The following is a 26,696-nucleotide window of genomic DNA, read 5'->3' as shown; positions in this document are numbered from 1 at the left end:
CGTCAGGACACTGTTCGTCCCCCATCGTCCCACCGTGGTCCCCCCGGTCGGGACAGGATCGCGGGAGATCACTAGGGTGTCGCCCCATGAGCACTCCTTACCAGCAGTACCCGCAGGGCGTGTCCGACAAGAGCAAGATGGTGGCGGGCATCCTCGGCATCCTGCTCGGCGGCTTCGGCGTCGGGCGGTTCTACATGGGGCACACCAAGATCGGCGTCCTGCAGCTCGTGGTGACGCTTGTGACCTGCGGCTTCGGCGCCCTCTGGGGCACCATCGACGGCATCCTGATCCTGGTCAACGGCGGCGTCGACGGTCAGGGTCGGCCGCTGCGCGACTGACGACCCGAGACGACACGAGGGGCCGTGCCTGCGCACGGCCCCTCGTCGTCGTAGTCCCGTCGGCGCGCCGCGCCCCGTCAGCGCGGCAGCGGCGCGTCCGGGCGGCGCAGCGCCGACCAGCCGGCGTCGCGGGCGCGGGCGGCGGCGAGCAGCCCGGCCACGGCGGACGCGTTGGTGATCTCGCCGTCCAGGACCATCCGGACCGCCTCGTCCAGGTCGACCCGGACCACCTGGAGGTCCGCCTCCTCCTCGCTGCGCTCGTGGCGCTGGTCGACCGGCACCTCGGCCAGGTCGCGGGCCAGGAACACCCGGACCACCTCGTCGGAGAAGCCCGGCGAGCTGTGCAGGTCGACCAGCACGTCGATGGAGCCGGCGGTGAGGTCGGCCTCCTCGGCCAGTTCCCTGGCCGCCGCGGCGGCCAGGTCCTCCCCGGAGACGTCCATCAGCCCGGCCGGCAGCTCCCACAGGCGCCTGCCGACGGGGTGCCGGTACTGCCGGACGAGGACCACCTGGCCGGCGTCGTCGAGCGCCACGACGGCGACCGCGCCGACGTGCCGGACGTAGTCGCGCGCGGACGTGCCGCCGCCGGGCATGGTGACCTCGTCGGTCACCACGGAGAAGATCTTCCCGGCGTAGCGTTCGCGCCGCCCGGCCACCTCGTAGCGGTGCTCCACGGCGCTCACGAGGCCGACCCCGCCTTCGCGACCGCCGCGCCGTCGAGGTCCACGGGGAGCTGGTCGGCCTCGGAGTACGCCACCGCGGCGGCCACGAACGCGGCGAACAGCGGGTGCGGGCGGGTCGGGCGGCTCTTCAGCTCGGGGTGCGCCTGGGTGGCCACGAAGAACGGGTGCAGGTCGCGGTCCAGCTCGACGAACTCGACGAGCCGGCCGTCCGGGGACGTGCCGGAGATGCGCAGCCCGGCCTTGGTGAGCTGGTCGCGGTAGGCGTTGTTCACCTCGTACCGGTGCCGGTGCCGCTCGCTGACCTCCGTGCTGCCGTACGCCTCGGCGACGATCGACCCCGCGGCCAGCTTCGCCGGGTACGCCCCGAGCCGCATGGTGCCGCCCAGGTCGCCCTTGCCGGCGACGATGTCCTCCTGGTCGGCCATGGTGGCGATGACCGGGTGGACGGCCTCCTCGTCGAACTCCAGCGAGTTGGCGCCGTCCAGGCCGGCCAGGTGCCGGGCCACCTCGACCGTCATGCACTGCAGGCCGAGGCAGAGGCCGAGCAGCGGCACGCCGTTCTCCCGGGCGTACCGGGCGGCGCCGATCTTGCCCTCGATGCCGCGCACGCCGAACCCGCCGGGAATGACGATGCCGTCCACGCCGCTCAGGGCCGCCGTGGCGCCGGCCGCGGTGACGCAGTCGTCGCTGGGCACCCAGCGCAGCTGCACCCGGGCCCGGTGGCCGAAGCCGGCGGCCCGGATCGCCTCGCTCACCGACAGGTACGCGTCGGGCAGGTCGACGTACTTGCCGACCACCGCCACGGTGACGGTGTGGCGGGGCTGGTGCACCCGGTCGAGCAGGTCGTCCCAGCGGCTCCAGTCCACGTCGCGGAAGGACAGGCCGAGCCGGCGCACCACGTACGCGTCCAGGCCCTCGCGGTGCAACACCTTCGGGATGTCGTAGATGCTCGGCGCGTCCGGGGCGGCGGTGACCGCCTCCCGGTCGACGTCGCAGTAGAGCGACAGCTTCTGCTTGACCTTGTCCGGGATCTCCCGGTCGCAGCGCAGCACCAACGCGTCCGGCTGGATGCCGATGCTGCGCAGCTGCGCCACCGAGTGCTGGGTCGGCTTGGTCTTCAGCTCCCCGGACGGGGCCAGGTACGGCACCAGCGAGACGTGCAGGTAGAAGCAGTTGTCCCGGCCGAGGTCGTGGCGGACCTGGCGGATCGCCTCCAGGAACGGCAGGGACTCGATGTCGCCGACCGTGCCGCCGACCTCGGTGATCACCACGTCCGGCACCTGGCCGTCGGCGTCGGGGTCGGCCATGCCGAGGATCCGGGACTTGATCTCGTTGGTGATGTGCGGGATCACCTGCACGGTGTCGCCCAGGTACTCGCCGCGCCGCTCCTTGGCGATCACGTCGGAGTAGATCTGGCCGGTGGTCACGTTCGCCTTGCCGGACAGCGCCCGGTCCAGGAAACGCTCGTAGTGCCCGACGTCCAGGTCGGTCTCGGCGCCATCCTCGGTGACGAAGACCTCGCCGTGCTGGAACGGGTTCATCGTCCCCGGGTCGACGTTGAGGTAGGGGTCGAGCTTCTGCATGACCACCCGCAGCCCGCGCGCGGTCAGCAGATTGCCGAGGCTGGAGGCGGTGAGGCCCTTACCCAGCGAGGAGGCGACGCCCCCGGTGACGAAAATGTGCCTGGTCGTCTGTGCTGTAGGGGCCAAGGCCTGCTCCCGTGTCGTCCGTCGCGGTCGTGCAGACCGCCGTGCCGATCAGCAGAGTGATCACGCGATCCACGGGATTCCACGCTAACACCTCCCCGGCCCGGGGCCGCAGGCCGCACCCGGGGTCGCCCGGCCGGGACGCCGGCCGGTCAGGCCCTCGCGACCTCGGTCGACGCGCCCGCGGCCCGCTCCGGCACCCGGTCCGGCGCGGCGTCGCCGCCGTCGTCGGCGTCGTCGCCGGGGGCGCCGGGGGCGCCGGCCGCCGGCGTGGCGGTGCCGCCGGGCAGCGAGGCGGGCACGTCAGCGGCCCGCGCGGCGGCAGCCGGGGTGCCGCCACGGTCGGCCGAGGTGGCGCCGTCGGCCGCCGCCCTGCCGGGCGCGCGGTCGGCCGGCGCCGCCGTCGCGTCACCGCCTCCGGGGGTGGGCGGGGGCCCCTCGTACTCGGCGCCGGGCCGGTCGGCGGCGGGGTGGCCGTCACCGGGGCGGGTCCGGTCGGTGGAGTGGTCGAGCACCCGCAGCGCCGCCAGCGCCGCCATGGGCACCACCAGCGCCCCGGCCGAGCCGGCGACGTCCAGCGCCGAGCCGCCGAGCACCCCGCCGATCCCGGCCGCCACCGCCGTGCCGGCCATCGCGGCCCGCATCGTCGGGTAGATGCCGAACAGCCGCATCAGCCCGCCCCAGGGCCGCAGCAGGGCGAACCAGACCAGCAGCGCCCCGGCCAACGCCAGCAGGGTGAGCGGGCTGTTGACCAGCGTCTCCACGTTGGCGGTGCTGGAGCGGTGGACGGTCAGACCGCCGGTGCCGTCGCCGACGGCGGCCAGGAAGCGGCCGAGGCTGCCGCGTTCGGGGGCGGGCCGGCGCAGGTCGACCACGGCAAAGCCGACCATCACCGCCAACCCGGCCATGGCCGCCCAGGCCAGCCTGCTGACCGTCAGCCAGCCGCCGGTGCTGATCGCGGCGGCCACGCTCACCCCGGCGGTCAGCGCGATCGCGCCGATCGAGTCCGCGCCCAGGTACGGGCTGCCGACCACGAGCACGGCGGCCCCGCCAACGGCGACCACCACGACGGGGCGCCACTCCCGGCGTACCCGTCGGGCCAGCCAGCCGGCGCTGAGCAGCGCCCCGGCGGCGAACACGCCGAGCCCGACGGTGCCCAGCCCGGCGTACCGGCCGCCCTCCAGGGCCGAATAGCCCACCACCCCGTTGAGCTGCAGCCGGGCGCCGGTGAGCACGTCCGCGGCGACCACGAGGGTGGCCAGGGCCGCGACGGCACCGAGCGGCCCGAGCGTCGAGCCGTACCCGGGGGTGAACCGGACGGCGGCGGTCGCCCCGACCACCAGGAGCGCCGTCACGGTGGCGAACCACCAGCCCGCGTGCGTACCGCGCCACCACGGCACGGCGTCGGCGAGCAGGGCCGCCGGCACCGCCAGGGCGGCGCCGACCAGCAGCAGCTCCACCACCGCCACGACCCGCCGCGACACCGGGGCCGGGCCGACCGGGCCGGCGTGCCGGCGGGCGCGGCGCAGCAGCGGCAGCACCGCCACCGCGAGCAGCACCTGCGCGACGGTGAGCAGGGCGAAGAACCAGCCGGCCACCCGGCGCTGGGCGCCGGCCTCCCGGTCGGCGTCGGCCGTCGCGGCGATCGCCGCGGGCAGATCCGCCGGACGGCCGGCCACGGCCACGGCGGGCCGGCCGAGGAAGAGCCGCTCGGGCATCGGCCGGCCGAGCGCGGCGAGGGCGGTCGGCGCCAGGTCGACCAGTTGCAGGTATCCCTCGCGGCCGGTGCTGGGCGAGGTGAGCCAGCCGCGCTCCCAGCCCGGGCCGTCGGCGATCGCGACGTGCAGCCGGGACGGCAGATCGGTGTCGGAGACCCCGGCGACCAGCACGAGGGAGTTCGGCGGCCGGGCGGCGAGCACCCGGGCCAGCTCGGCGTCGGCCCGTCGGGCCTGCGCCGCCCGGGCCGCCGGGTCCTCGCCGGCGACGGTGCCGAGGTCGACGATGCTCAGGACGCAGGAGCCGAGCAGCGGGGCCGGGTCCGCGGGCAGCCCCGGGGCGTACCGGTCGACGCGGCCGAACGGGCGGGCCGCCGCCACCGCCGCGCCGGGGCCCACCGCCACCGAGCAGCGCACCGACTCCGACAGCGAGCCCGGCACCGCGCCCCAGGGCAGGCGCTGCTGGTTGTGCTGCACGACGCTCTCCTGGTCGGGCAGGTTCGCGCCGATGCCGTCCGGCTGCTCGACGGTCACCGACGCGGCCGGGCAACCAGCCGCGGCGCGGCTGCCGTTCCAGGCGGCGAAGTTGCCGGCCCCGAGGGTCAGCCAGCCGTCGACGGGACAGGTCGGCCGGTGCGCCGAGCGGACCGACAGCGAGCCGATCGAGCCCTGCCGGGCCAGGGCCCACAGGGTCGGGGTGTCGCGCTGGTCGACGTCGTCCCAGCGCAGTCCGGTCACCCCGGCCAGCACCACGAAGTCGGCGGTGCGGCGCGGGGTGGCCCTGTCGGGCCGGGCGGCGAGGGCGGTGACGCCGAACGCCACGACCAGGAGGGTGAGCAGGACCGGCGTCAGTCGGCGCAGCATCAAGGGCGTCCCGTCGAGGGGGCGTCGGCGTCGGGATCGCCGGTCTCGGAGCCCGCGGCGGCCGAGGCGGCGGACCCGGCGGCGGCCGAGGCGGGGGCGGTGTCACGGGCGGCGGGCCCGGCGGGGGCGGTGTCACGGGCGGCGGGCCCGGTGGCGGCGGGGGCCAGCTCCGCGTAGAGCGCGGCCAGCTGCGCGACCGTCTCGGCCTCGGTGGGCCAGGTCGCCGCCCGCACGGCGCCGCGCCCGGCCAGCCCGGCCCGGCGGGGCTCGTCGTCGAGCAGCTCGCGCACGGCCGCGTCGACGGCGTCCACGTCGCCGGGGGGCACCAGCACGGCGGCGTCGCCGACCAGCTCCGGCAGCCCGCCGACGGCGGTCGCCACCAGCGGCACGCCGGCCCGCAGCGCCTCCTGGGCGAACAGCTGGCGGGCCTCCCAGTCGCTGGTCACCACGGCCAGGTCCGCGCCGGCGAGCAGGTCGGCCACGTCGGTGCGGTGGCCGAGCAGGGTGACCGGGGCCCGGGCGGCGGAGATCCGGGCGGCCAACGCCAGGTACGCGGGCCCGCTCCCGGCGATCACCACGACCGGGGGCGGGGTACGGCCGCGCCACCGGGCGGCGGCGTCGACCAGCACGTCGTACCGCTTCTGCGGGTGCAGCCGTCCCACGGACAGGATCAGCGGCTGGCCGGGGGCCGCCCCGAACTCGGCCCGGACGGCGGCGCGGCGGCGACGCGGCGCGGGCAGGGCCGGCGCGGCGACCGGGGCGAGCCGGGCGTCGGCGGCGCCGAGCGCCGCGGCCCGCTGCACGAGGTCGGCGGAGGCGCCCAGGGCGACCCGGACGGACCGGGCGACGACGCGTTCGGCGAGCCGGGACAGCCCGCCGCGCAGGCCGCGGGCGAGGACCGCGTTGTGCCAGGTGACCACCAGCGGGACCGCCGGCCGGGCGAGGACGGCGACCAGCCCGGCGCGCAGCCCGTGGGCGTGCACCACGTCGACCGGCTCGTCGGCCAGTACGCGTCGCAGCGCGGCGACGGCCCGGGCGTCGGCCGGGGTGGGGCTGGCCGGGATCTCGACGGGCCGGAACCGGGCACCGGCGCCGGCGAAGTCGAACTGTTCCTGGGTGGCGTCCGGCCCGCAGACCAGCACCGAGGCGCCCGCTTCGGCGAGCCCCCGGGCGAGGTAGCGGAGGTGCTGGCCGACGCCGCCGGTGCTGGAGGCGAGCACCAGCGCCACCGTGCCGGGCCAGCGGACGGCTCCCGTGGCGTCGGTCACCGCGACCACCTCCGGTCCGTCGTCGGTCGGTCGGTCGTCGTCGCGCTCACCCCGACACCGTCTCCTTCCCGTCGCCCCGTTTTGTACCGATCGGGTCCTCCCGCCGCGGCCCCTCGCCCCGCCCGGATCCTCGGCCCGCGCGGCCGAGGCGGCGACGCACGGCGGCGAGCAGCGGCCGCACGTCCCGGGGGTCCGCCAGGTACGCCACGGCGAGGAACGCCACGCCGACCGCGGCTGCCGACAGCATGCCCTGCACGGCCGCCGCGGGTCTCGTCGGGGTGCCGGCCCCGGCGAGCCAGCCCGCGGTGGCGGCCCCGGCGAGCGCAGCGAGCGCCCCGGCCAGCAGCCCGGCCGCACCGGCGCGGGCGGCGCCGGCCAGCGCCGCCGCGCCGGCCACCCGGCGCACGGCGAGGACCAGCAGGGCGCCGAGCAGCAGCATCCCGACCGAGTTCGCGAGGGTGACCGCGAGCACCCGGTCGGCGCGGGGCAGCAGCGCCGCCAGGGGCGCGACGGCCACCGGTACCGCGAGCCAGCCGACGGTGATCGCCAGGGTCGCCGGCCGGGTGTCGCCCCGGGCGTACAGGGCGCGGGAGAGCACCGCGAACAGGCCGTAGCCGAGCAGCCCCGGGGCGAAGCCGGCGATCGCGGCGGCCACCGGGGCGGGATCGTCGGCGTAGAAGAACGCCGCGACCGGCGCGGCGGTGCCGGCCAGCGCCGCCGCGCCGAGGCAGCTGAACAGGAACACGCCTCGGGTGGTCGAGGCCAGGGTACGCCCGTACGCGGCCTCGTCGCCGGCCGCCGACGCGGCCGCGAGCGCCGGGTACGCCGCCACGGCGAGCGGCACGGCCAGCACCGCCCAGGGCAGCAAATACATCGTCTGGGCCACGTTGAACACCTGCGGCGAGCCGGTGGGCCCGCCCGAGACGCTCTTGATGATCACCGCCAGGGCGATCTGCTGGGCGGTGACGGTCACCGCCCCGGCCACGGCCAGGCCGCCGATGCGCGCGCGGGCGTCGGCGGGGAAGCCGTACCCGGGGCGCAGCCGCAGGCCCAGCCGGCGCAGCGGGACCAGCAGGGACAGCGACAGCACCACCACACCGAGGGTGGTGCCCGCGGAAAGGATCAGCTCCCCGCCCCGGCTCACCTCGGTGATCGTGGCCCCGCGCCCCTCCGCCCCGCCGAAGGCCAGGTACACCGCGATGACGGTGACGCTGGACAGCAGCGGCGCGATGACGGGCCAGGCGAACCGGCGGTGCGCCTGGAGCACCCCGGTGAGCACGATGCCGATCCCGTACAGCGGCAACTGGGGGGCGAAGACGCGCAGCATCCGGGCGCCGGCCGCCAGCTCGGCCGGGCTGCGGCCGGAGCTGATCGCCTCGACGATCGGGCCGGCCAGCAGCCCGACCACCACCGCCAGCGGCACCAGCAGGGTCAACGTCCAGGTCAACAGGGCCCCGGTGGTGGCGCCCACCGCCCGCCGGTCGCCCGCCGCGACCGGCCCGGCCAGCAGCGGTACGACGAGACTGGCCAGCGCCCCGCCGGCCACGATCTCGAAGATGATGTTGGGCACGGTGTTCGCGACGACGTACATGCCGCCGAGGTCGCTGCGCTCCACCACCCAGGTGAACACGACGGTGCGCCCGAAGCCGGCGAGCCGGCTGAGCACGGTGAGCACGGCGATGAGCGCGGCCGCTCCGGCGACGCGCCCGGCGCCGGCGAGGGGTGCCGGTTTCTTCACGTCAGTCGGTTCGCCGACCCAGCTCGTCGAGCTCCCGCAGGCCGGGGGTGGCCTGGATGACCTGGGTGAAGCTGACCTTCTCGCTGGCCGCGGTGAGCCCAGCCAGCACGGCGAGCGCGGCGGCCCGGCCCAGCGGCCCGGTGCGGGCGGCCAGCGCCACGCCGAGCACCGCGCCGAGCGCGTTGGCCCCGCTGTCGCCGACCATCACCTGCTCGTCGAGGTCGTCGGGGAGCAGCCCGGCGGCGGCGCCCACCGCGCCGGCGGCGATCCCGCCGTGCGGGCCCCGGGTCAGCGGGGCGCCCAGCAGCAGGCCGGACTTCAGCGCCCGCCCCGGGCGCAGGTCCAGCAGGTTGAGCAGGTTGGCGGTGCCGGCGACCACCCCGGCGCCGAGCAGCACGTCCACGGTGCGGCCCAGGGGGCCCTGACGCCGCCGGCGGGGATGCGCGGCGACCGTGGGGTCGGCGGCCAGCAGCGCGGCGGCGCCGAGGCCGGCCGCGCCCACCCCGGCGATCTTGACGAGGCCGGCGGTGACCCGCCCCTCGCGCAGCGCGGCGAGGTGACCGGCGAAGCCCTTGGCCGTCTTCTGCTCGGGCCGGGCGCCCACCACGTCGTCGTAGAGCCCGACCGCGCCCCCGCCGAGGCCGGCGACGAGCGCGGCGGCGCCGGCGGCCGGCCCGGACGCGCCGAGCGCGCCGGCCGCGGCGGCGCCGGCGGCCAGCGCCGGCCCGGCGGCCAGGGTGACGGTGCGGCCCCGGAAGTTGGTGCGCTCCAACGCCGGGGCTGCCGGGGCGGTGCGCACCTGGCGCAGGGCGTACCGGGCGGCGGCGGCGCCGGCCCCGGCGATCAGCAGGCGGCCCAGCAGGCTCATTGGTGCACCCCGTTCGGCACGCCCCACGGGCGGCGGTCGGCAAGGTCAGACATCCGGGCGGATCGTTCGCTCACTGGGGCAGTTTAGGCAGCAGCGAGGCTGCGTTGTCGCCCACGCCGTACTGACCGGCCTTCTTCTCGGTCAACTGCTGCACCAGCGCCAGGCTGGTGACCACCTGCCCCTGCGCCGTGTTGGCGTCGTCGACGGTGGAGATCGACTGGGACAGCACCGGGTCCCCCCGGACGACCGCCACGACGTTCCCGCCGGTCGAGCCGATGCCCGCCACGACGATCGCGCCGCTGCGGTCGAACTGCTCGGCGACCTTGACGACCGACTGGTCCTTCTTGTCGGAGTCCTTGTCCACGTACGGCTGGCCGCTGACCAGCACGACCGCCTCGGCCGGCCCGGTCACCTTGTCGTCGGTCGTGAGGTACCCCCCGTTGCTGTACGAGGCCAGCACCGCCCTACGGTCGGCCTCGCTGACCGGCTCGACGCCGGGGGCCCGGTCCAGCAGGACGCTGGCGAGCATGGCGCTGGAGGTCTCCACCCCGTGCCCGTTGCCGGGCAGCCCGGACGCGGGGGCGGTCGGCCGGGCCGCGGTGACCGCCAGCTCCATGAGGTTGCTGTTGTTCTCCGGGTTGATGAACTTGTCCTGCAGGTCGACGCGGCCGGTGACGGTGACGCCGGCGAGCTGGAGCATCTTGAGCACGCCCTCGGTGTGCTCCCGGCCGCTGGGCAGGGTGAGCAGGACCACCCGGCGGCCGGCGAGCTTGCCCGGCAGGACGACCTGGGCGATCTCCGCGGCGAACTGTTCCTCCATGTCCAGTTCTTTCTGCATGTTGCTGACCTGCTGGCGCATGAGCTGGTTGTCCTTGCTCAGCCCGTCGACCCGCCCCTTGAGCGAGTCGGCCACCGGCCCGTTGAGGGCGGCCGTGCCGACCACCAGGCCGATGGCCAGCGCCAGGAAGACCGCGGTCAGGGACACCACGTGGTAGCGGAAATTGATCACGCTTGCAGCCTCTTGATCGGTCGGTCGGGAGCTAGAAGAGCTGGCCGAGCTGGAACACGAAATTGTTCCACCACTCGCTGACCACGCCCAGGTACGCCTTGCCGACGGTGGAGACCGCCACGGCGGAGGCCATCGCCGCCACCGCGGAGAGGACCAGCAGCAGCAGCGACGAGCCGGAGATGCTCTGCCGGTAGAGCCGGCTCACGCCCTTGGCGTCCACCAGCTTCCCGCCGACCTTGAGCCTGGTGAGGAACGTGGAGGCCATCCCGCCCCGCCCCTTGTCGAGGAACTCGACGAGGGTGGCGTGCGTGCCGACCGCCACCAGCAGGGAGGCGCCCTTCTCGTCGGCGAGCAGCATGGCCAGGTCCTCGCTGGTCGCCGCCGCCGGGAAGGTGATCGCCGACACACCCAGCGCGGTCACCCGGGGCAGTCCCGGCGCCCGGCCGTCCGGGTACGCGTGCACGACCACCTCCGCGCCGCAGCGCAGCACGTCGTCGGTGACCGAGTCCATGTCCCCGATGATCATGTCGGGCGTGTAGCCCGCCTCGACCAGCGCGTCGGCGCCGCCGTCCACGCCGATCAGCACCGGCTTGAACTCCCGGATGTACGGGCGCAGCACGTCCAGGTCGGCCTTGTAGTCGTAGCCCCGGACCACGATCAGGCAGTGGCGCCCCTGCACCTGCGTCCGGATCTCCGGCACCCCGACGCCGTCGAGGAGCAGGTCGCGCTCCTGCTTGAGGTAGTCCATGGTGTTGGCGGCGAACGCCTCCAACTGCACCGACAGCCCCTCGCGGGCGTCGGCCATGGCCTTGGCCACCGTCTCCGCGTCCTGAAGCGCGCCGTGCGCCACCGGCTCGTCGCCGACGAACACGGTGTTGCCCTCGATCCGGACGACGTCGCCCTCACGGACCCGCTCGAAGATGCCCTCGCCCAGGTCGTCCAACAGCGGGATGCCGGCCCCGACAAGGACCTCCGGCCCCAGGTTGGGGTAGCGCCCGGAAATCGACGGCTTCGCGTTGAGCACCCCCCCGACGCCGACCGCCACCAGCGAGTCGGCCGCCACCCGGTCCAGGTCGACGTGGTCGATGATCGCGATGTCGCCGGGGCGCAGCCGACCGACCAGGCGCTTCGTCCGGCGGTCGAGGCGCGCGGTCCCTTGGACTTTGTCCGGTTCCGCGTTCCGGCTCCGGCGCAACGTGGGTAGACGCATCGTGACCATCCTGGCATGTGAGGCAGGTTTTATCTGTCGCGACATGCCTGAGCAGGGCCGCCTACCCAGGGAAGCACACCCGTACGCACACCGGTGTGCGTGCGGTCACAATCGCTCACGGTCAGGGTCGCCGTTCCCGAGCCGCCACGGCCAGAAGCTCCTCGGCGTGGGCGATACCCAGGTCCGAGTCCGGCAAACCCGCCAGCATCCTGGCCAGCTCCCGGGCCCGCTCGGTGTCCTCCACCACCCGCACCCCGCTCGTGGTCACCGCGCCGCCGGTGTCCTTCGCCACCACCAGGTGCCGGTCGGCGAACGCGGCCACCTGCGGCAGGTGGGTGACCACCAACACCTGGTGGGAGCGGGCCAGCCGGGCCAGCCGGCGGCCGATCTCCACCGCCGCCTGACCGCCGACCCCCGCGTCGACCTCGTCGAAGACCAGGGTGGGCGGGCCGCCGGACCCGGCGAAGACCACCTCGATGGCGAGCATCACCCGGGACAGCTCACCGCCGGAGGCGCCCCGCTGCAACGGCAGCGCCGGGGCTCCGGGGTGCGCCAGCAGCCGCAGCTCCACCTCGTCGCCGCCGTCCGGGCCGACGCCGACCTCGACGCCGTTGACCGGCAGGCCCGGCTCGGTCCGGCCGGCCGGCCGGGGCAGCACCGCCACCTCCACCCGGGCGTGCGGCATGGCCAGCCCGGCCAGCTCGACGGTGACCTGCTCGGCGAACCGGGTCGCCGCCTCCTGTCGGGAGACCGACACCCGCCCGGCCAGCTCCGCCACCTCGGCGGCCAGCCGGGACGCCTCCCGGTCCAGCTCGTCGAGCAGCTCGTCCGAGGTGTCCAGGTCGGACAGTCGGGTGCGCGCCCGTTCCGCCCAGGCGATCACCCCGTCGACGTCGTCGGCGTACTTGCGGGTCAGCGCCCGCAGCGCGGCCCGCCGCTCGTAGACGGTCTGCAGCCGCGCGGGATCCGCGTCGAGAGCGCCCAGATAGGTCGACAGCTCGGCGGAGACGTCCGCGACCAGGGTCGCCGCCTCCTCCAGCCGGGCCGCGAGGTCGCCGAGGGACGCGTCGGTGCCGGCCTGCGCCTCCAGCGTGCGGCGGGCCAGCCCGAGCAGGGAGGTCGCGTCCGGCGTCTCGTCGGTCGGCTCGGCACCGCCGGCCACGCACTGGTACGCGGTCTGCGCGGCCGTGCGCAGCCCCTCGGCGTGCTCCAGGCGCTGCGCCTCCGCCCGCAGCTCGTCGTCCTCCCCCGGCTGCGGGTCGACCCGGCTGATCTCGTCCAGCCCCAGCCGCAGCAGGTCGGCCTCCTGGTTGCGCTGCCGGGCGTTGCGCCGCCGGTCGGCCAGGTCGTCGACCACCGCCCGCCACCGCGTGTACGCCTCCCGCAGCGCCTCGAGCAGCTTCTCGTGCTCCGGGCCGGCGAACCGGTCCAGCGCGGCCCGCTGCTCCGCCGGGCGCAGCAGCCGCAGCTGGTCGGACTGGCCGTGCACGGCCACCACCTGCTCGCCGACCTCGCCGAGCATCGCCACCGGCATGCTGCGCCCGCCCACGTGCGCCCGGGACCGCCCCTCCACCGTCACCGTGCGGCTCAGCAGCAGCGAACCGTCCTCGTCGGGCTCGCCACCGGCGTCCGTCACCCGGGCGTGCACCGCGGCGGCGACCCGCCCGTCGAGCCGCAGCCGCCCCTCGACCACCGCCCGGCCCGGCTCGGCCCGCACCCGACCCGCGTCGGCCCGGCCGCCGAAGAGCAGGCCGAGGCCGGTGACCACCATGGTCTTGCCGGCGCCGGTCTCGCCGGTGATCACGTTCATCCCGCCGGTCAACGGGAGGGTCGTGTCCTCGATGACGCCCAGTCCGGTGATGCGCAGCTCCTCCAGCACAGCACCCGACACTAGACGCGGGCCCCGACAGTTGACCAGCCGGCGCGGCCGGGGTGCGGTGACCGTCGCGCCGTCCGGCCCGCCCGCACCCGGCCCGCGGTGCCGCGGGCCCTGCCCCGTCAGCCCTGGCCGGGCGCCCGGGACAGGCCGCTCACCTGCGTCCGCCCCGCCAGCCGTGCACCGGCAGCCCGAACTTCGCCACCAGCCGGTCGGTGAAGGGCCGGGCCCGCAGCCGCACGACCCGCACCGGCAGGGTGCCCCGGCGCACCGTCACCCGGGCCCCCGGCGGCAGGTCGTAGACGCGCCGCCCGTCGCAGGAGAGCACGGCAAGGGTGGTGAACGGGTCGACCGTGATGGAGAACGTCGAGGTCGGCGCGGTGACCAGCGGCCGGCTGAACAGCGCGTGCGCGCTGATCGGCACCAGCAGCAGCGCCTCCACCTCCGGCCACACCACGGGCCCGCCGCCGGAGAACGCGTACGCCGTGGAGCCCGTCGGGGTGGCGCAGACCACGCCGTCGCAGCCGTACCGGGACAGCGGTCGGCCGTCCACGTCCACGAGCAGCTCCAGCATCTGGGCCCGCTCGCCCTTCTCGACGCTGATCTCGTTGAGCGCCCACGACTCGATGGTCGGGCCGCCGTCGAACTCCGCGGTGACGTCGAGGGTCAGCCGCTCGTCCACGGTGTAGTTGCGCCCGACCACGTCGCGCACCGCCTCGTCCAGGTCGTCGATCTCCGCCTCGGCGAGGAAGCCGACCTTGCCCAGGTTGATGCCGAGCAGCGGGGCCTTCGCGGGCCGGGCCAGCTCCGCCGCGCGCAGGAACGTGCCGTCCCCGCCGAGCGCGAAGACGATCTCCGCCCCCTCGGCGGCCTCCGGGCCCGTCACCGGCACCACGCCGGGCAGGTCCAGGTCCTCCGCCTCCTCGGCCACCACCCGCACCTCGAACCCGGCGGCGATGAGGTCGGCCGCGACCGCCCGGGCATGCTCGGTGCTGCGGCGCCGGCCGGTGTGCGTCACCAGCAGCGCGGTACGGCTCACCGGGTCCGCCTTCCGTTCGCGACTGCGGGGCTCGCAAGCTCACTCCTCGCGCTCACCCGAGCCGCCTTCCGTTCGCGACTGCGGGGCTCGCAAGCTCACTCCTCGCGCTCACCCGAGCCGCCTTCCGTTCACGACTGCGGGGCTCACAAGCTCACTCCTCGCGCTCACCCGAGCCGCCTTCCGTTCACGACTGCGGGGCTCACAAGCTCACTCCTCGCGCTCACCCTGCCACCTCCTCCGGGGCCGTTTCCGACGCGTCTCCGGACGGGATCGGACCCTGCGGGCCGGCCGCCACGACCGCCCGCACCCGCTCCGGGTCGACCGCCGCCGCGCCCCGGCGTAACCATACGAAGAACTCCACGTTCCCGCTGGGGCCCGGCAGCGGGCTGGCCGTCACGTCGGCCAGGCCCAGGCCCAGCTCGGCCGCCGCGGCGGCAACGCCGAGCACCGCCTCGGCGCGCTGCGCCGGGTCCCGCACCACCCCGCCCGCGCCGACCCGCTCCCTGCCCACCTCGAACTGGGGCTTCACCATCAGCGCCAGGTCGCCGTCGGCCCGCGTGCAGGCGGCCAGGGCCGGCAGCACCAGCCGCAGCGAGATGAACGACAGGTCGGCCACCGTCAGCTCCACCTGCCCGCCGACGCCCTCCGGGGTCAGCGTGCGGACGTTGGTGCGCTCGAGAACCCGTACCCGGTCGTCGTTGCGCAGCGGCCAGGCGAGCTGGCCGTAACCGACGTCGACGGCGACCACCTCGGCCGCGCCGGCGCGCAGCAGCACGTCGGTGAACCCACCGGTCGAGGCGCCGGCGTCCAGGCAACGCCGGCCGCCCACGAGCAGCCCGCCCGGGGCGAACGCGGCCAGCGCGCCGGCCAGCTTGTGCCCGCCGCGGGAGACGTACTCGGAGCTGGGGTCGGCGCCCGTCACCAGCAGCGGGTCCGCGGGATCGACCAGCGCGGCGGCCTTGCGGGCCTGGACCCCGCGCAGCTGGACCCGGCCGGCCTCGACCAGCGCGGCGGCCTGCTCCCGGGAGCGGGCCAGGCCGCGGCGGACGAGTTCGGCGTCGAGCCGGTTGCGACGTGCCATGGGGTGGTTCTCCGGTCGGTCAGGACTGGTCGATGGTGGCGAGGGTCTCCCGCAGCGTCTGGTACGCCGCCTCGTACTGCGGGATCTGGTCGGCCGGCGACAGCGCCTCGGCGTTCGCCATGGCCCGCACAGCGGCATCGACCGCCGGGTGCCGGGCGTCGTCGACGTCCCCGACGGCGGCCGGCCGCGGGGGCGGGGCGGGGCGGGGAGCGGGCGGCGGCGCGGGCCGCGCCCCCGGCGGCGGTCCGGGCGGGAACGGCGCGCTCACCGCCCGCCTCCGCCCGCCGCGGGCCCGCTCACGCCGCACCGCCCGGCTGTTGCCCGCGGCCCGGCGCCTTCTTCACCGGCCGGGCCGGCTCCGCCGCGGTGCCCGCGCCCCCGGTACGGCTGACCGTCGCCGGCGGCTTGCGGGCGATCGCCTTCTTCGCCACGGCCTTCTTCGCCACCGCCTTCGTCGGAACCGCGGCGGGGGCGGGCGGTGCCGCGGGCTCCGCGGCTTTCGGCACAGCGGGAGCCGTCGCGGGCCCGCCGGAGGGCGCGGCCCCCGGCCCGTGGGGCGGCGGCGCGGTCCTGGCATCCCGGAGCTGGCGCTCCAAGTCGCGCACCCGGCGGGTCAGCTCCGCCACCTCGTCGGCCGTGGCCAGCCCCACCGCGCCGAGCGCGCGGTCCACCTCGAGGCGGACCAGCTTGGTCAGCGCCTCCCGGTTGGCCAGGCCGGTCGAGACCAGCTCCTCGGCGAGCGCCTGGAGCTGGGCGGCCGTCGCCCCGCCGGATCCGACCGCCCGGCGCACCACCTCCTGGGCCTTCTTCCGGGGCGCCTCCGTCAGGCCCATGGCCAGTCCGAGGTAGGCGCGCCACGCGTCCTGCATGCCTGAGTCCTTCCACGGGTGGGGTGTGCAGGTGTCACGCTACCGGGCGCCCCGCGCCGCCCATTGCGGTACGGTGCCGGGAAACGGGCGTGGCGTGCGTGAGGAGACGATATGGCCAGCATGGACGAGTGCCGGCAGGCGTTGCAGGAACTGGCCGGCCGGCTGGACCGCAACGCCGAGACCGTACGGGAGCGGATCGACCTGGACCGGACCCTGGCCTGCCGGATCACCGACCTGGACGCCGCGTTCCACGGCCGGCTCGCCGACGGGCGCCTGGTCGACCTGACCGACGGCGACGACCCGAAGGCGAAGATCGCCCTGAGCACCAGCAGCGACGACCTGCTCGCCCTCGTCCGCGGTGAGCTGGACATCACCCGCGCGGTCGCGTCCAAGCGGGTCTCGATCAAGGCGAACCCGTTCGACCTGATGAAGCTCCGCAAGCTGCTCTGATCGGAACGTTCAGACGCGTAGTCCCGCGGACTGATTTTCCTCCGGGTGTTGCTGGGCGTATCGCGTTCCCGCCCCGCCGGCCTTCAACCTGCGCCGGAGGACCAGCAGCCACCAGAGCAGCGGGAGTCCGAGGATGCCGGCGAACACGAGGCCGTTCCCGGCAAACGCAGGGAGGAACAGCAGGGCGGCCTCGACCGCGAGGAAGACCACCAGGCTGACCACCAGCACCGGGGTCCGCGCTTTCCCGAGGTCGTAGGTCCCGGGCTCCGCCGCGGGAACTCGTCCCTGCCGGCTCGCGGTGAGCAGTCCGATGGTCTGCAGGACGTAGGTGGTGAAGAACGCGAGCGTGGCGATTCCCAAGAAGTAGTTGAACGCACGCGCGTTGACCAGGGCGGACAGCAGCATGAGCACCGAGACGACACCGAGGCTGACGACGGCGGTGGACGGCGTCTTGCGGGCCGGCGAGACGTGCCGGAGGGCACGGGAGAACGGCATCATGTTGTCGCGCGAGAGCGAGTACAGCAGCCGCGTCGCCACCAAGACGTTGGCGAGCAGGCAGACGAGGATGTTCGTCAGTGCGATCGCCACGGTGATGCGCGAGAACACCGGACCTAGCTGCTGGGTGATGATCACCTCGATCGGGGCGGACGAGTCGGTGAGTTCACTCGGGTTCCTGATGGCGAGGACGTACACGAAGTACATGAGGAATTCGATGACGCACGAGCTCGCGAACGCGTAGAACATCGTGCGGGGAATGACCCGACGCGCACCCTTGGTCTCCTCGGCCACGTCGGCGACCGCTTCGACGCCGACCAGGCCGAAGAACGGTCCCAGCGACGCGGTCAGCCAGGCGAGGAAGTACGACTGCGTCTGGCCGTCGGGCGTCGTCCCTTGGAACAGCGAGCTGATCGGCTGGGCGTCGTCGTGGACGGCGAACGCCACCACCGCCACGATGAGCGTGACGGCGATGGTGATGACCAGCTCGAGGCCGACGCCGATGTTGTTGAGCAGCGTGGCCAGACGCAACCGGTAAGCATTGATAAGAGTGCATATGGTGACCACGCCGATGGCGATGAAGATCTGCCCGGCCTGGGTGAGGTCCCACCCTAGGAGGCTGCCCAGATAGCCGGCGAAGATGTAACCCAGGCTCGTCATTCCGCTGACCCAGCCGATGAGCGCCGCGCACCCGGTGAACCAGCCGTAGCTGGAGCCGTTGAGCCGGCTCGTCCACTGGTAGGCGTACCCGGCCAGGGGGATCTTGGCGGCCATGTCGGCGGCGATCAGGGTCCACAGCAGGAACACCGGGATCGCCAGGAAGAGGGTCCAGATGAACGGGGACCCGGCATTGAAATAGCCGGCGCCGAACCCGGTGAAGACGGCGGTGGTCGCGCTGATCGTCGAGAAGCCGATGGCGAATGAGGCGATCTTGCCGACCGAGCGGTCGAGCTTCTGCTCGTACCCGAACTCGGCAAGCCGGGCATCCTCGTCCTCGCCGACGACGCGCGGCGGTGGAGCGAGGTCGAGTCTGAGTCCTGTCGCCTGGTCGGTGTCGAGTCTGGGTCGTGACGCCCGGTCGGTCATGCCGCACTCCCTTTGCTGACGACCTCGGGCCCGCACGGCCGAGGGCTGTCAGCAGTGAAACTCTGGCAGTGGCCGGACTGGAAGGACGGAGCTTCTATCTACCGGTAACCAGGGGTTATGACCGCCGCTGGCTCGTACGAGGGACGCGTCTGAGCATGTACCGCACCACCTGTCGCCCGCCGGCCGACAGGCGGTTCGGGCGCCAGGCGACGGCTGTCAAGCTAGCCGGTCGGTCGACGATGGGGACGAACCTGATCCCCGGCCGATCGTAGAGACGCGTGAGCGAGGACGTCGTGAAGCTGATCCCGACTCCGCGGGCGACCATCGTCGTCTCGGCCTCGTAGGTGGCCGCCTCCGCGGCAATGTTCGCCGGTTTGCCGTCTCGGACGTCGCTAGCCATCCAGTAGTCGCGCCAGACACCAGCCGATTGGGGGGCGACGACGATCGGTTCGTCCAGCAGCTCGCCGATGTGCAGCTGGGCGCGGTCGGCGAAGCGATGCGTACGCGGTAGGCAGGCGACCCAGGACTCCTTGGCGACGACCACCGACTCGAGATCGGGGACGTCCACCGGGAGCCGCAGGAGCGCGATATCGCACGCGCCCGACCGGAGGCCTACGGTCGGGTCTGAGAAGTCGTACTCGGTGGTCTCCAGGGACAGCCCGGGCAGGCTTGTCTCCACCCCGTCGAGCAACTCGAACAGCAGGTCGGCGCCCATGCCGGTCAGGTAACCGACCCGGATCTGGGCGCTGCCGACGAGATTTTCGACGACGTCGAACGCGGCTTCGACCTCGTGCAGCGCCTTCCGGACGTGGGGCAGCCACTCCCGACCGAGTACGGTAAGCGCGACCGAATGTGTGTCCCGCTCGAACAGCCGGCCACCGATGTGGCCTTCGAGTTGTCGAATCGCCGCCGACAAGGCCGGCTGGGAAATGAAGAGCCGTTCGGCCGCTTTATGGTAATTGAGCGTGTCGGCGAGGGCATCGAAGTATTTCAGCAAGCGAAGGCTCGCGCCATGGTTCATCGCACCTCCCAGGGGTTCGTGATAGGTGCCGCTTATCAGATCATCGCAATTTCTCCCTTCCACTGCAAGAGCTTTCGTCGCATCCTGATCTCGCCGAATCATCCGGCCAACGAAAGGTAGCCGATGTCCGCCTACTACACGTCCGTCACGATCGAGACCCCGGCTCGGCAGGAGTTCTACGATGTGACCGCCCAGCTGGAGGAGTTCGTCGCCGGCACCGGTGTACGTGACGGGCTCGCCATCGCCTACTCGGCCCACACGAGCTGCTGCGTTTTGCTCCAGGAGGAGTCCGAGGACGTCACGTACTACGGCACCCAGCTACTGCTGCAGGACACCCTCAACGTCCTCGCCAAGATCGCGCCCCCGACCCGGCACGAGGGACAGTACCTGCATCCTGGCCCGATCCACATCCGCAATGCCGCCAAATTGCGCGACGAGCTTCCGGAATGGGGCCTGAACACCGACGGGCACATCATCTCTTCGATTTTGGGCCGTTCGGAAAGCATTCCGCTCGTCGACGGCACGCTGCTGCTCGGAGAGTTCGGCCGAGTCTACTTCGGCGACCTCGACGCCGTCCGTGCCCGGACCCGGACCGTTCACTTCCAGGTGCTCGGCGCCTGACCATGCTCGCTTACGCGGTGGACGTCGGTACCACCAACATCAAGGTCGTCGCCTTCGACGAATGCCTCCGCCGGCTGGTCGTCGCCGCCGCGCCCGCGGTGTACCAGCGCACGGGCGACCGCGTCGAGTTCCGTCCCGAGGGAGTCTTCGACCTCGTCATTGACCTGATTGCCCGGTGTGCCGGGTCGATCGGGGACGCCGCCCGCCATGACGCGGTGATCGCCCTGACCGGCCAGGCAGAGTCGTTGGTGCTCAACGACCGGCGGGGCGATCCCGTGCGACCAGCGCTCTCGTGGCTGGACAACCGTGCCACCGCCGAAGCCGGCGAGCTGGGCGAACGCTTCGGCGTCGAGAATGCCTTCGCGGTCACCGGCGAGCCCGGCCCGTCGGCGACCTGGCCGGCGGCCAAGCTGCGCTGGCTCGCCAAGCACGAACCACGGACGCTCGACCGGACGGCGGCCGTCCTCATGGTCAAGGACGACCTGCTCCGCCGCTTCACGGGAACCGCGGTGGGCGAGGTGACGACGCGAGGATTCACCTACCTCTACGACGTACGACGCGGTCGCTACTGGGAGGAAATGCTCGACTTCGTCTCCGTACCGGCGGGGTCGCTCGCCCCGATCGTGCCGGCCGGGACGGACGTCGGCCGCATACTTCCGCAGATCGCCGACCGCCTCCCGCCGGCCCGTTCCTACCGGGTCAACGCCGGAGCGCTCGACCACTTCTGTGCCATGGCCGGCACGGGTTCCTACACGCCGGGGGCCGTGAGTGAGTCCGCCGGAACGGTGCTGTCGCTGTCCATGCTCACCGCGGGCTGGTCGTTCGATCCCGAGCGGAAGGTGTCGTTCCACGCCGGGCTGCGCCCCGGCGACATCGTCCTGTTCAACGGCGTCGACAGCGGGGGCGTCTCGCTCGAATGGTTCCGCCGCGAGGGTCTCGGCGGTATGTCGTACGACCATCTGGAGGAACGCCTCGCCGCGCGTACCGCCGGCAACGCACCGATCTTTCTGCCCTACCTCACCGGGGTGAACCCACCTGACCACTTCCCCCACGCCCGGGGGGCGTTCCTCGGTCTGGACCTCGCGCACGACCGGATCGACCTCGCCTACGCTGTCGAGGAGGGCGTGGCCCACCTCCTGCGCCGCAACGTGGACTATCTCACCCCTGCTCGCGTACGCGAGATCGTCTCCACCGGCGGTGGTTCGTCGTCCCCGTTCTGGAACCAGCTCAAGGCCGACGTGTGCGGCGTCGACGTGCTCGTCCCGGACGAGCGGGAGGCCACCTGCCGCGGAGCGGCCGCGCTCGCCCTCGTCGCCTCCGGGCAGATTGACGGAATTGGTGAGTCGGCCCACCTCAGTCGGCCGCCGACCGTCCGTTACCAGCCGCGCCGGTCCGCCGAGCGGGACGCGCGGTACGAGTTGTTCGGCGAATACCTGAGACGCCTGTTCATGAACGACCCGGAAGGAGAACCACGATGATGCTGGCCTGCTCGTCCCCGATGGTCCCAGGAGAGTCGCTGACCGCCAAGGCCGAGTCGCTGAAGCGGTGGGGTTACGACGCCCTCGCCGTGTTTCACCCGTTGGCGGAATGGAACGACGGCGTGCGCCGTGAGCTCGTCACTCTGGAACAGCGCACCGGCGTCCGGCCCGTGGAGTTCGTGCTCATCGACGAAATCTACGGCAACGCGATGTCGCCGGACGCCGAGCGCCGGGCCCGCTGCCGCGCGATGTACCTGGAGGCCGCTTCGGTCTGCGCCGAGATCGGCACGGTTACCGAGATCGAGTACGAGTACGGCGCCCGCGACCCGTTGCCCCTCTTCCATCCCTACCAGAAGCTCGACGCCGGCCAGACCGAGCAGTTCATCGACTTCTACCGCGAGGTACTGGCCGTGGTCGAGGGAACGCCCGGTCGCGTGCTGCTGGAGCCGATCAACCGATACGAGTGCCGGTACCTCAACCTCGTAACCGACAACCTCGAGATTCTCGACGCTGTCGCCCACCCGAACGCCGCGCTGCTGCCGGACACCTTCCACATGTCGATCGAGGAGGCAGACCCCGCCACCGCCATCCGCAGCGCCGGCGACCGGGTCGCCCACGTCCACCTTGGCGACAACAACCGGCTGCTGCCGGGGCACGGCCGGCTCGATTGGGAGTCCATCTTCGGCGCGCTGCACGAGATCGGCTTCGACGGCGCGGTCAACCTCGAATGCTCGACCGAAGGCGACCCGGCCGTGACCCTGCCCGCGACCGCCGAGCGGCTGCGGGAGCTGATCGGGGAATGACCGGCTCCCTAACCCCGCCGTTCTTCGAGATCGGTCCGAAGAACCTGCTCCGCCGCCGCGAGATCGAGTCTGTCGCGGTCGCGGCCGGCCGCGCGGGCGACGACCACGGCGTCACGGTTCTTCTCACTGTGCCCACCGCACTGGTCGCACCGATCGAGGGCCTCGGCTGCGGTGTACGCGTGCTGGGGCAGGGCATGCACACCGATCGACTCGGTCCGTCGATGAACCGGGTCACGGCGGAGTCGCTGGCAGATGCCGGCGCCTGGGGCGTGATGCTCAACCACGACGCCGACCCGCTCGACGGCACGCAGCTGGAGCTAGCGCTGCGGCGCGCGGCAGAGGTAGGCCTCGAAACGGTGGTGTGTGCCGCCACCCAGCACGAGGCGGTCCGATTTGCCGCTTTGGAGCCGACCGTCGTGCTCTACGAGCCGCCCAATCTCATCGGCACCAGCAGGGCCGGCCGCCGCGACTGGATCCCCGCGTCGACCGAAGCCATCCATCGGGCCGGCCCCGCCGTGCTGGCCATGCATGCCGGTGGCATTTCGACGCCCGCGACAGCCCGGGCCGTCATGGCGGCGGGTGCCGACGGCACGGGCTCCACCAGCGGAGTGCTGTCGGCCCCGGACCGCGAGGCGGCGGCGCGCCAGTTCATCGCCGCCACCAGGATCGGCTGGGACGAGGCGCGCCGCGCCTGGCCCGCCACCACCACGTGAGATCAGTTGAGGGAGAGCACCATGACCAGCAACCTGACGGGCCGCACCGCGGTCCTCACCGGAGGCGCCCGCGGCATTGGCCTGACGCTCGCCAAAACCCTGGCGTCAGGCGGCATGAACGTCGCCCTTCTCGACCTGCTCGACACCGTCGAGGAGAGCGCGAAGGCCATCGCCGACGAGTACGGGGTCGCCACGCACGGGCAGAAGATCGACGTCACCGATCAGGACGGGGTTGCCGACGCGTTCCGGGCCGTCCGGCAGACCCTCGGCGTTCCGTCCGTTCTGGTCACGGCCGCCGGTATCGAAATCAACGGCGACTCGGTCAAGGTCACCGCGGAGCAGTGGCGGAGGGTGATCGACGTCAACCTCACCGGCACGTTCTTCGCGGCCCAGGCATTCGCCGACGGACTGCTGACGGCCGGAATGCCCGGTAGCGCGATCTTCATCGCGTCCATGTCGGGCTCGATCGTCAACGTGCCGCAATGGGCGGCGTCGTACAACGCGTCCAAGGCCGCCGTCGCGCACCTGGGCAGGTCGCTGGCCGTCGAGTGGGCGCCCGCCGGGATCCGGGTAAATTCGATCTCGCCCGGATATGTGCTCACCGACCTCACGAAGGCCATCCTCGACCGGGAGCCGGAGCTGCACGACGACTGGGTCGCCCGGATCCCGCAGGGCCGCATGGCCAAGCCCGAGGATCTCGCCGGGCTGGTCCGCTTCTTGGCGTCCGACGCCTCGACGTACCTAACCGCGCAGGACATCGTCATCGACGGCGGTTACACCGCGATCTAGCTTGATCTTGAAGCTGTGTGGTGTGGCCAGCGCCGCTTGCGGCTGGTGACACGTTCCTGACCGACACCCGATCTACTGCGATCGATACCCACCCGGCCAGCCAAACCAGGTTTCTTCCTCACCGAACGGGTGTCCTTCCCACAGCGACGGATTGGTGTCTCGACAACCCCAATTGTCCCTGCTGGCAAGGCACCCGCTCAGCTATGCCACACGGTCTTGTCCTCCTCACCGCGGATCCGGGTCTGAGCCCCGCCCGATGACCGGCCACGCCGGCCCGGCCGGGGCGGTCAGCCGACCACGCCGGAGCGACCAGGACGGTCAGCCGGCCAGGCCGAGGGCGGACAGGGCCGCGTCGGCCTCCGGCGAGGCGGGCCGCACCCGCGAGCCGGCCCCGGCGGCCCAGCCGACGGCGCACAGCGCCGCGAGGGCGTCCAGGGTCCGTCCCGCCCCGGCCAGCTCCAGCCCACCGTCGCGCACGGTCGTCGACCAGCCGCCCGGGACCCCCGCGCCGGGCACCCGGACCACCGCCGCCGGGTCGAACAGCCCGGCCAGGTCGAACGACACGTACGTCGGGCGGCGCTGCGGCGGGGCGGCGAGCAGATCGGGTACGCCGCTGACACCGGTCAGTACCAGCAGGCTGTCGAGGCCCGCACGGCGGGCGCCCTCGATGTCTGTGTCCAACCGGTCGCCCACCACCAGGGCGCGCCCCTGCCCCGCCCGCCGGGCGGCGGTGCCGAACAGCGCCGGCTCGGGCTTGCCGACCACGACGTCCGGCTCCCGGTCCAGGGCGGTCCGCAGCGCGGCGACCAGCGACCCGTTGCCCGGCAGCGGGCCCCGCCCGCTGGGCAGCGTCCGGTCGGTGTTCGTGGCGATCCACAACGCGCCGGCGCGCACCGCCAGACACGCCTCGGCCAGGTCCACCCAGCCCACCTGCGGGCCGTACCCCTGCACCACGGCGGCCGGAGACTCGTCGGCGCGGGACACGGGCCGCAGCCCCACGGCGGCGATCTCCGCGCGCAGCGCCTCCGCGCCCACCACCAGCACCGCGGCGCCGGCCGGCAGCCGCTCCCGCAGCAGCTCGGCAGAGGCCGCGGCGGACGTCAGCACCTCCTCCGGGCGGGCGGGCACGCCCATCCCGGTGAGCAGGTCGGCGACCTCGCTGGAACGGCGCGAGGCGTTGTTCGTGGCGTAGGCGACGGGCCGCCCCTCCGCGTGCAGCCGGCCGACCGCCTCCGCGGCGCCGGGGATCGGCTGGTCGATCAGGTAGAGCACCCCGTCCAGGTCGAAGACGACCAACGAGTACCCGTCGACCAGCCGGCCCCCGGCATCCGGCGTCACCGCTGGTCCGCGCCCGAGGAGCGGGACTCGGCACCCTGCTCCGGGTCGCCCGGCTCGGAGCCGCTCGCGTCCGTGGCGCCGGCCGGCTCCGTCTGCGTAGCGACGGTGGCAGCCTCGTCGTCGGTCAGGTCGTCGTCGGCCAGGTCGTCGGCGTACCGGCCGTCCCGGTCATCGTCGTCCTCGCCGCCGGCCGCGGCCGGCCCGTCCGCGGCGTCCAGGACCAGTTCGTCCGGGTCCACGTCGCCGTCGTCCGCCGGACGGTCGGCGAGGTCGGTGAGGTCGACGTCCGGCTCGGCCGGCACGGCACCCGGGGCGCCCGGCCCGGAGGCGATCTCCTCCGACTCGTCGTCCTCGTCGCCCTCGATCACCACCCCGTCGAGCTCCAGAAGGCGCTCGGCGGCGTCCGTCTCACCCTCGGTGTCGACCTCGGCCGCGCGCGAGAACCACTCCCGGGCCTCCTCGCGCCGGCCCACGGCGAGCAGCGCGTCGGCGTACGCGTACCGGAGCCGGGCGGCCCACGGCTCGGTCGCCTCGCTGGTCAGCTCGCGTACCTGGAGCATGGCCACGGCGGCGTCCTTCTGACCCAGGTCACCGCGCGCCCCGGCGGCCACGATCAGCAGCTCGATCGCGACGGCCTTGTCCAACCGCTCCCGGTCGGCGCCCCGGAACAGGTCGATCGCCCGCTCCGGGCGCCCCAGGGCCCGCTCGCAGTCGGCGAGGACGGCGAGGTGGCTCTGCAACCCGGTCATCCGGTGGTACGTCCGCAGCTCGGCGATCGCCGACTGCCACTCCCCCGCGTGGTACGCGGCCAGCCCGACCGCCTCACGGACCGCGGAGATCCGGGACGCGAGCCGACGGGCGGCCAGCGCGTGGGCCAGTGCCTCCGCCGGGTCCTCGTCGATCAGCTGGCCGGTCGCGACCAGGTGCCGGGCGACGTTCTCCGCCACCGGCTTGGCCAGCGACAGCAGCTCGGCGCGGACGGTCGAGTCCAGGTCGGTCGCGACGATCTCCTCGGGCAACGCCGGAGCCGCCGGCCCACGGTCGGTTTCCGCCTCGGCTCGCTCCCGCCGGTCGCCCGGCGCGCCCTCACGGCGCTCGCCGCCACGGAAGCCACCCTCACGGCGTTCCCCGCCACGGAAACCACCCTCACGGCGCTCCCCGCCACGGAAACCACCCTCACGGCGCTCCCCGCCACGGAAACCACCCTCACGGCGCTCCCCGCCACGGAAACCGCCCTCACGGCGCTCGCCGCCACGGAAACCACCCTCACGGCGCTCCCCGCCGAAGCCGCCCTCACGGCGCTCGCCGCCACGGAAACCGCCCTCACGGTCGCGGAACCCGCCCGGACGCGACTCACCGTCACGACGGAAACCGCCCTCACGGCGCTCGCCGCCGAAGCCGCCCTCGCGGCGGTCACCGCGGAAGCCACCCTCACGGCGATCGCCGCCACGGAAGCCGCCCTCACGGCCTTCGCCACGAGAACCGCCCTCACGGCGATCGCCGCCGAAGCCACCTTCGCGACGCTCCCCACCGCGGAAGCCACCCTCACGGTCGCGGAACCCGCCCGGACGCGACTCACCGTCACGACGGAAACCGCCCTCACGGCGCTCGCCGCCGAAGCCGCCCTCGCGGCGGTCA

At 73.8% G+C, this 26,696-nt stretch carries 24 protein-coding genes and 1 pseudogene; 8 read left to right on the top strand and 17 right to left on the bottom strand.

Features of this window, described 5'->3' with window-relative positions:
• Positions 1–86: 86 nt before the first annotated feature.
• The gene (locus tag ACGFIZ_RS27480) at positions 87–338 is read left to right on the top strand and encodes a TM2 domain-containing protein (RefSeq protein ID WP_393423914.1); all 252 of its coding nucleotides are present in this window, start codon (positions 87–89) and stop codon (positions 336–338) included.
• A gap of 77 nt (positions 339–415) precedes the next feature.
• Here ACGFIZ_RS27480 and ACGFIZ_RS27475 read toward each other — a convergent pair whose 3' ends face one another.
• The 13 genes and pseudogenes from ACGFIZ_RS27475 to ACGFIZ_RS27415 form a co-directional block, all read right to left on the bottom strand.
• Positions 416–1,021, bottom strand: a complete 606-nt coding sequence (locus ACGFIZ_RS27475; RefSeq protein ID WP_393423911.1) for an NUDIX domain-containing protein — start codon at positions 1,019–1,021, stop codon at positions 416–418.
• On the bottom strand, positions 1,018–2,730 hold the full coding sequence (locus tag ACGFIZ_RS27470) for a CTP synthase (RefSeq protein WP_393423909.1): 1,713 nt from the start codon (positions 2,728–2,730) through the stop codon (positions 1,018–1,020). The genes ACGFIZ_RS27475 and ACGFIZ_RS27470 overlap by 4 nt, the downstream gene beginning before the upstream one ends.
• 149 nt (positions 2,731–2,879) lie before the next feature.
• Positions 2,880–5,306, bottom strand: a complete 2,427-nt coding sequence (locus tag ACGFIZ_RS27465; protein WP_393423906.1) for a hypothetical protein — start codon at positions 5,304–5,306, stop codon at positions 2,880–2,882.
• 146 nt (positions 5,307–5,452) lie between these two features.
• A pseudogene (locus ACGFIZ_RS27460) lies at positions 5,453–6,574 on the bottom strand (glycosyltransferase family 4 protein); the annotation flags it as partial.
• 46 nt (positions 6,575–6,620) lie between these two features.
• Positions 6,621–8,312 (bottom strand): murein biosynthesis integral membrane protein MurJ, encoded by a 1,692-nt coding sequence (gene murJ, locus ACGFIZ_RS27455; protein ID WP_393423903.1) that lies wholly within the window; start codon positions 8,310–8,312, stop codon positions 6,621–6,623.
• Between the two features lies 1 nt (position 8,313).
• Entirely contained in the window at positions 8,314–9,180 is an 867-nt protein-coding gene (locus tag ACGFIZ_RS27450; RefSeq protein ID WP_393423900.1) for a hypothetical protein, read from the bottom strand.
• Positions 9,181–9,250: 70 nt separating this feature from the next.
• Positions 9,251–10,189: a copper transporter gene (locus ACGFIZ_RS27445; RefSeq protein ID WP_347670571.1), complete on the bottom strand. Its 939-nt coding sequence runs from the start codon at positions 10,187–10,189 to the stop codon at positions 9,251–9,253.
• A 31-nt stretch (positions 10,190–10,220) separates the two neighbouring features.
• Positions 10,221–11,399 carry a putative cytokinetic ring protein SteA gene (gene steA, locus ACGFIZ_RS27440; protein ID WP_347670572.1) on the bottom strand — a complete coding sequence of 393 codons (1,179 nt, stop codon included), beginning with the start codon at positions 11,397–11,399 and terminating at the stop codon, positions 10,221–10,223.
• Positions 11,400–11,520: 121 nt separating this feature from the next.
• Complete coding sequence (gene recN / locus ACGFIZ_RS27435; protein ID WP_393423896.1) at positions 11,521–13,278, bottom strand: DNA repair protein RecN; 1,758 nt, start codon at positions 13,276–13,278, stop codon at positions 11,521–11,523.
• Positions 13,279–13,429: 151 nt separating this feature from the next.
• Positions 13,430–14,314 (bottom strand): NAD kinase, encoded by an 885-nt coding sequence (locus tag ACGFIZ_RS27430; protein WP_393423893.1) that lies wholly within the window; start codon positions 14,312–14,314, stop codon positions 13,430–13,432.
• A gap of 220 nt (positions 14,315–14,534) precedes the next feature.
• Positions 14,535–15,395: a TlyA family RNA methyltransferase gene (locus ACGFIZ_RS27425; RefSeq protein ID WP_393423890.1), complete on the bottom strand. Its 861-nt coding sequence runs from the start codon at positions 15,393–15,395 to the stop codon at positions 14,535–14,537.
• Between the two features lie 19 nt (positions 15,396–15,414).
• Positions 15,415–15,663: a hypothetical protein gene (locus ACGFIZ_RS27420; protein WP_393423887.1), complete on the bottom strand. Its 249-nt coding sequence runs from the start codon at positions 15,661–15,663 to the stop codon at positions 15,415–15,417.
• A 28-nt stretch (positions 15,664–15,691) separates the two neighbouring features.
• Positions 15,692–16,264: a phasin family protein gene (locus tag ACGFIZ_RS27415; protein ID WP_393423884.1), complete on the bottom strand. Its 573-nt coding sequence runs from the start codon at positions 16,262–16,264 to the stop codon at positions 15,692–15,694.
• Between the two features lie 111 nt (positions 16,265–16,375).
• On the opposite strand from ACGFIZ_RS27415, the gene ACGFIZ_RS27410 reads away from it, so the two are divergent.
• Entirely contained in the window at positions 16,376–16,714 is a 339-nt protein-coding gene (locus tag ACGFIZ_RS27410) for an SCP2 sterol-binding domain-containing protein (protein WP_393423881.1), read from the top strand.
• Between the two features lie 9 nt (positions 16,715–16,723).
• Here the strand turns inward: ACGFIZ_RS27410 and ACGFIZ_RS27405 are convergent, their stop codons facing one another.
• Positions 16,724–18,295, bottom strand: a complete 1,572-nt coding sequence (locus ACGFIZ_RS27405) for an APC family permease (protein WP_393423878.1) — start codon at positions 18,293–18,295, stop codon at positions 16,724–16,726.
• A gap of 115 nt (positions 18,296–18,410) precedes the next feature.
• Positions 18,411–19,316: a LysR family transcriptional regulator gene (locus ACGFIZ_RS27400; RefSeq protein ID WP_393423875.1), complete on the bottom strand. Its 906-nt coding sequence runs from the start codon at positions 19,314–19,316 to the stop codon at positions 18,411–18,413.
• Positions 19,317–19,439: 123 nt separating this feature from the next.
• On the opposite strand from ACGFIZ_RS27400, the gene ACGFIZ_RS27395 reads away from it, so the two are divergent.
• Genes ACGFIZ_RS27395 through ACGFIZ_RS27375 form a run of 5 tightly spaced genes read left to right on the top strand, consistent with a single transcriptional unit; the run spans position 19,440 to position 23,720 of the window.
• The gene (locus ACGFIZ_RS27395) at positions 19,440–19,937 is read left to right on the top strand and encodes a YjbQ family protein (RefSeq protein WP_393423872.1); all 498 of its coding nucleotides are present in this window, start codon (positions 19,440–19,442) and stop codon (positions 19,935–19,937) included.
• Between the two features lie 17 nt (positions 19,938–19,954).
• Positions 19,955–21,415: an L-fuculokinase gene (locus ACGFIZ_RS27390; protein WP_393423869.1), complete on the top strand. Its 1,461-nt coding sequence runs from the start codon at positions 19,955–19,957 to the stop codon at positions 21,413–21,415.
• Positions 21,412–22,218 (top strand): TIM barrel protein, encoded by an 807-nt coding sequence (locus ACGFIZ_RS27385; RefSeq protein WP_393423866.1) that lies wholly within the window; start codon positions 21,412–21,414, stop codon positions 22,216–22,218. The genes ACGFIZ_RS27390 and ACGFIZ_RS27385 overlap by 4 nt, the downstream gene beginning before the upstream one ends.
• Positions 22,215–22,931 carry a triose-phosphate isomerase gene (locus ACGFIZ_RS27380; RefSeq protein ID WP_393423863.1) on the top strand — a complete coding sequence of 239 codons (717 nt, stop codon included), beginning with the start codon at positions 22,215–22,217 and terminating at the stop codon, positions 22,929–22,931. The genes ACGFIZ_RS27385 and ACGFIZ_RS27380 overlap by 4 nt, the downstream gene beginning before the upstream one ends.
• A 21-nt stretch (positions 22,932–22,952) precedes the next feature.
• Positions 22,953–23,720 carry an SDR family oxidoreductase gene (locus ACGFIZ_RS27375; RefSeq protein ID WP_393423860.1) on the top strand — a complete coding sequence of 256 codons (768 nt, stop codon included), beginning with the start codon at positions 22,953–22,955 and terminating at the stop codon, positions 23,718–23,720.
• Between the two features lie 318 nt (positions 23,721–24,038).
• Here ACGFIZ_RS27375 and ACGFIZ_RS27370 read toward each other — a convergent pair whose 3' ends face one another.
• Both ACGFIZ_RS27370 and ACGFIZ_RS27365 read right to left on the bottom strand, forming a co-directional pair.
• Entirely contained in the window at positions 24,039–25,058 is a 1,020-nt protein-coding gene (locus ACGFIZ_RS27370; protein ID WP_393423857.1) for an HAD-IIA family hydrolase, read from the bottom strand.
• Positions 25,055–26,023 carry a Replicase polyprotein 1ab gene (locus ACGFIZ_RS27365; protein ID WP_393423963.1) on the bottom strand — a complete coding sequence of 323 codons (969 nt, stop codon included), beginning with the start codon at positions 26,021–26,023 and terminating at the stop codon, positions 25,055–25,057. The genes ACGFIZ_RS27370 and ACGFIZ_RS27365 overlap by 4 nt, the downstream gene beginning before the upstream one ends.
• On the opposite strand from ACGFIZ_RS27365, the gene ACGFIZ_RS27360 reads away from it, so the two are divergent.
• A partial coding sequence (locus ACGFIZ_RS27360; protein WP_393423854.1) for a hypothetical protein occupies positions 25,982–26,696 on the top strand: 715 nt, incomplete at its 3' end. The two genes, ACGFIZ_RS27365 and ACGFIZ_RS27360, sit on opposite strands and share 42 nt — an antisense overlap.

It is taken from the genome of Micromonospora sp. NPDC048830 (assembly GCF_043198215.1).
GTDB lineage: Bacteria > Actinomycetota > Actinomycetes > Mycobacteriales > Micromonosporaceae > Micromonospora.
Note: the sequence above shows the minus strand (reverse complement) of the source record. Positions and strands in the feature narration are given on the sequence as shown.

Excerpts from the sequence above, each read along its gene's own strand:
- ACGFIZ_RS27415 (WP_393423884.1), bottom strand. The coding sequence starts at position 16,264 with ATGCAGGACGCGTGGCGCGCCTACCTCGGACTGGCCATGGGCCTGACG.
- ACGFIZ_RS27400 (WP_393423875.1), bottom strand. The coding sequence starts at position 19,316 with ATGAACCATGGCGCGAGCCTTCGCTTGCTGAAATACTTCGATGCCCTC.
- steA (WP_347670572.1), bottom strand. The coding sequence starts at position 11,399 with ATGCGTCTACCCACGTTGCGCCGGAGCCGGAACGCGGAACCGGACAAA.
- ACGFIZ_RS27410 (WP_393423881.1), top strand. The coding sequence starts at position 16,376 with ATGGCCAGCATGGACGAGTGCCGGCAGGCGTTGCAGGAACTGGCCGGC.
- ACGFIZ_RS27480 (WP_393423914.1), top strand. The coding sequence starts at position 87 with ATGAGCACTCCTTACCAGCAGTACCCGCAGGGCGTGTCCGACAAGAGC.
- ACGFIZ_RS27385 (WP_393423866.1), top strand. The coding sequence starts at position 21,412 with ATGATGCTGGCCTGCTCGTCCCCGATGGTCCCAGGAGAGTCGCTGACC.
- ACGFIZ_RS27465 (WP_393423906.1), bottom strand. The coding sequence starts at position 5,306 with ATGCTGCGCCGACTGACGCCGGTCCTGCTCACCCTCCTGGTCGTGGCG.
- ACGFIZ_RS27395 (WP_393423872.1), top strand. The coding sequence starts at position 19,440 with ATGTCCGCCTACTACACGTCCGTCACGATCGAGACCCCGGCTCGGCAG.
- ACGFIZ_RS27405 (WP_393423878.1), bottom strand. The coding sequence starts at position 18,295 with ATGACCGACCGGGCGTCACGACCCAGACTCGACACCGACCAGGCGACA.
- ACGFIZ_RS27380 (WP_393423863.1), top strand. The coding sequence starts at position 22,215 with ATGACCGGCTCCCTAACCCCGCCGTTCTTCGAGATCGGTCCGAAGAAC.
- ACGFIZ_RS27425 (WP_393423890.1), bottom strand. The coding sequence starts at position 15,395 with ATGGCACGTCGCAACCGGCTCGACGCCGAACTCGTCCGCCGCGGCCTG.
- ACGFIZ_RS27375 (WP_393423860.1), top strand. The coding sequence starts at position 22,953 with ATGACCAGCAACCTGACGGGCCGCACCGCGGTCCTCACCGGAGGCGCC.
- ACGFIZ_RS27450 (WP_393423900.1), bottom strand. The coding sequence starts at position 9,180 with ATGAGCCTGCTGGGCCGCCTGCTGATCGCCGGGGCCGGCGCCGCCGCC.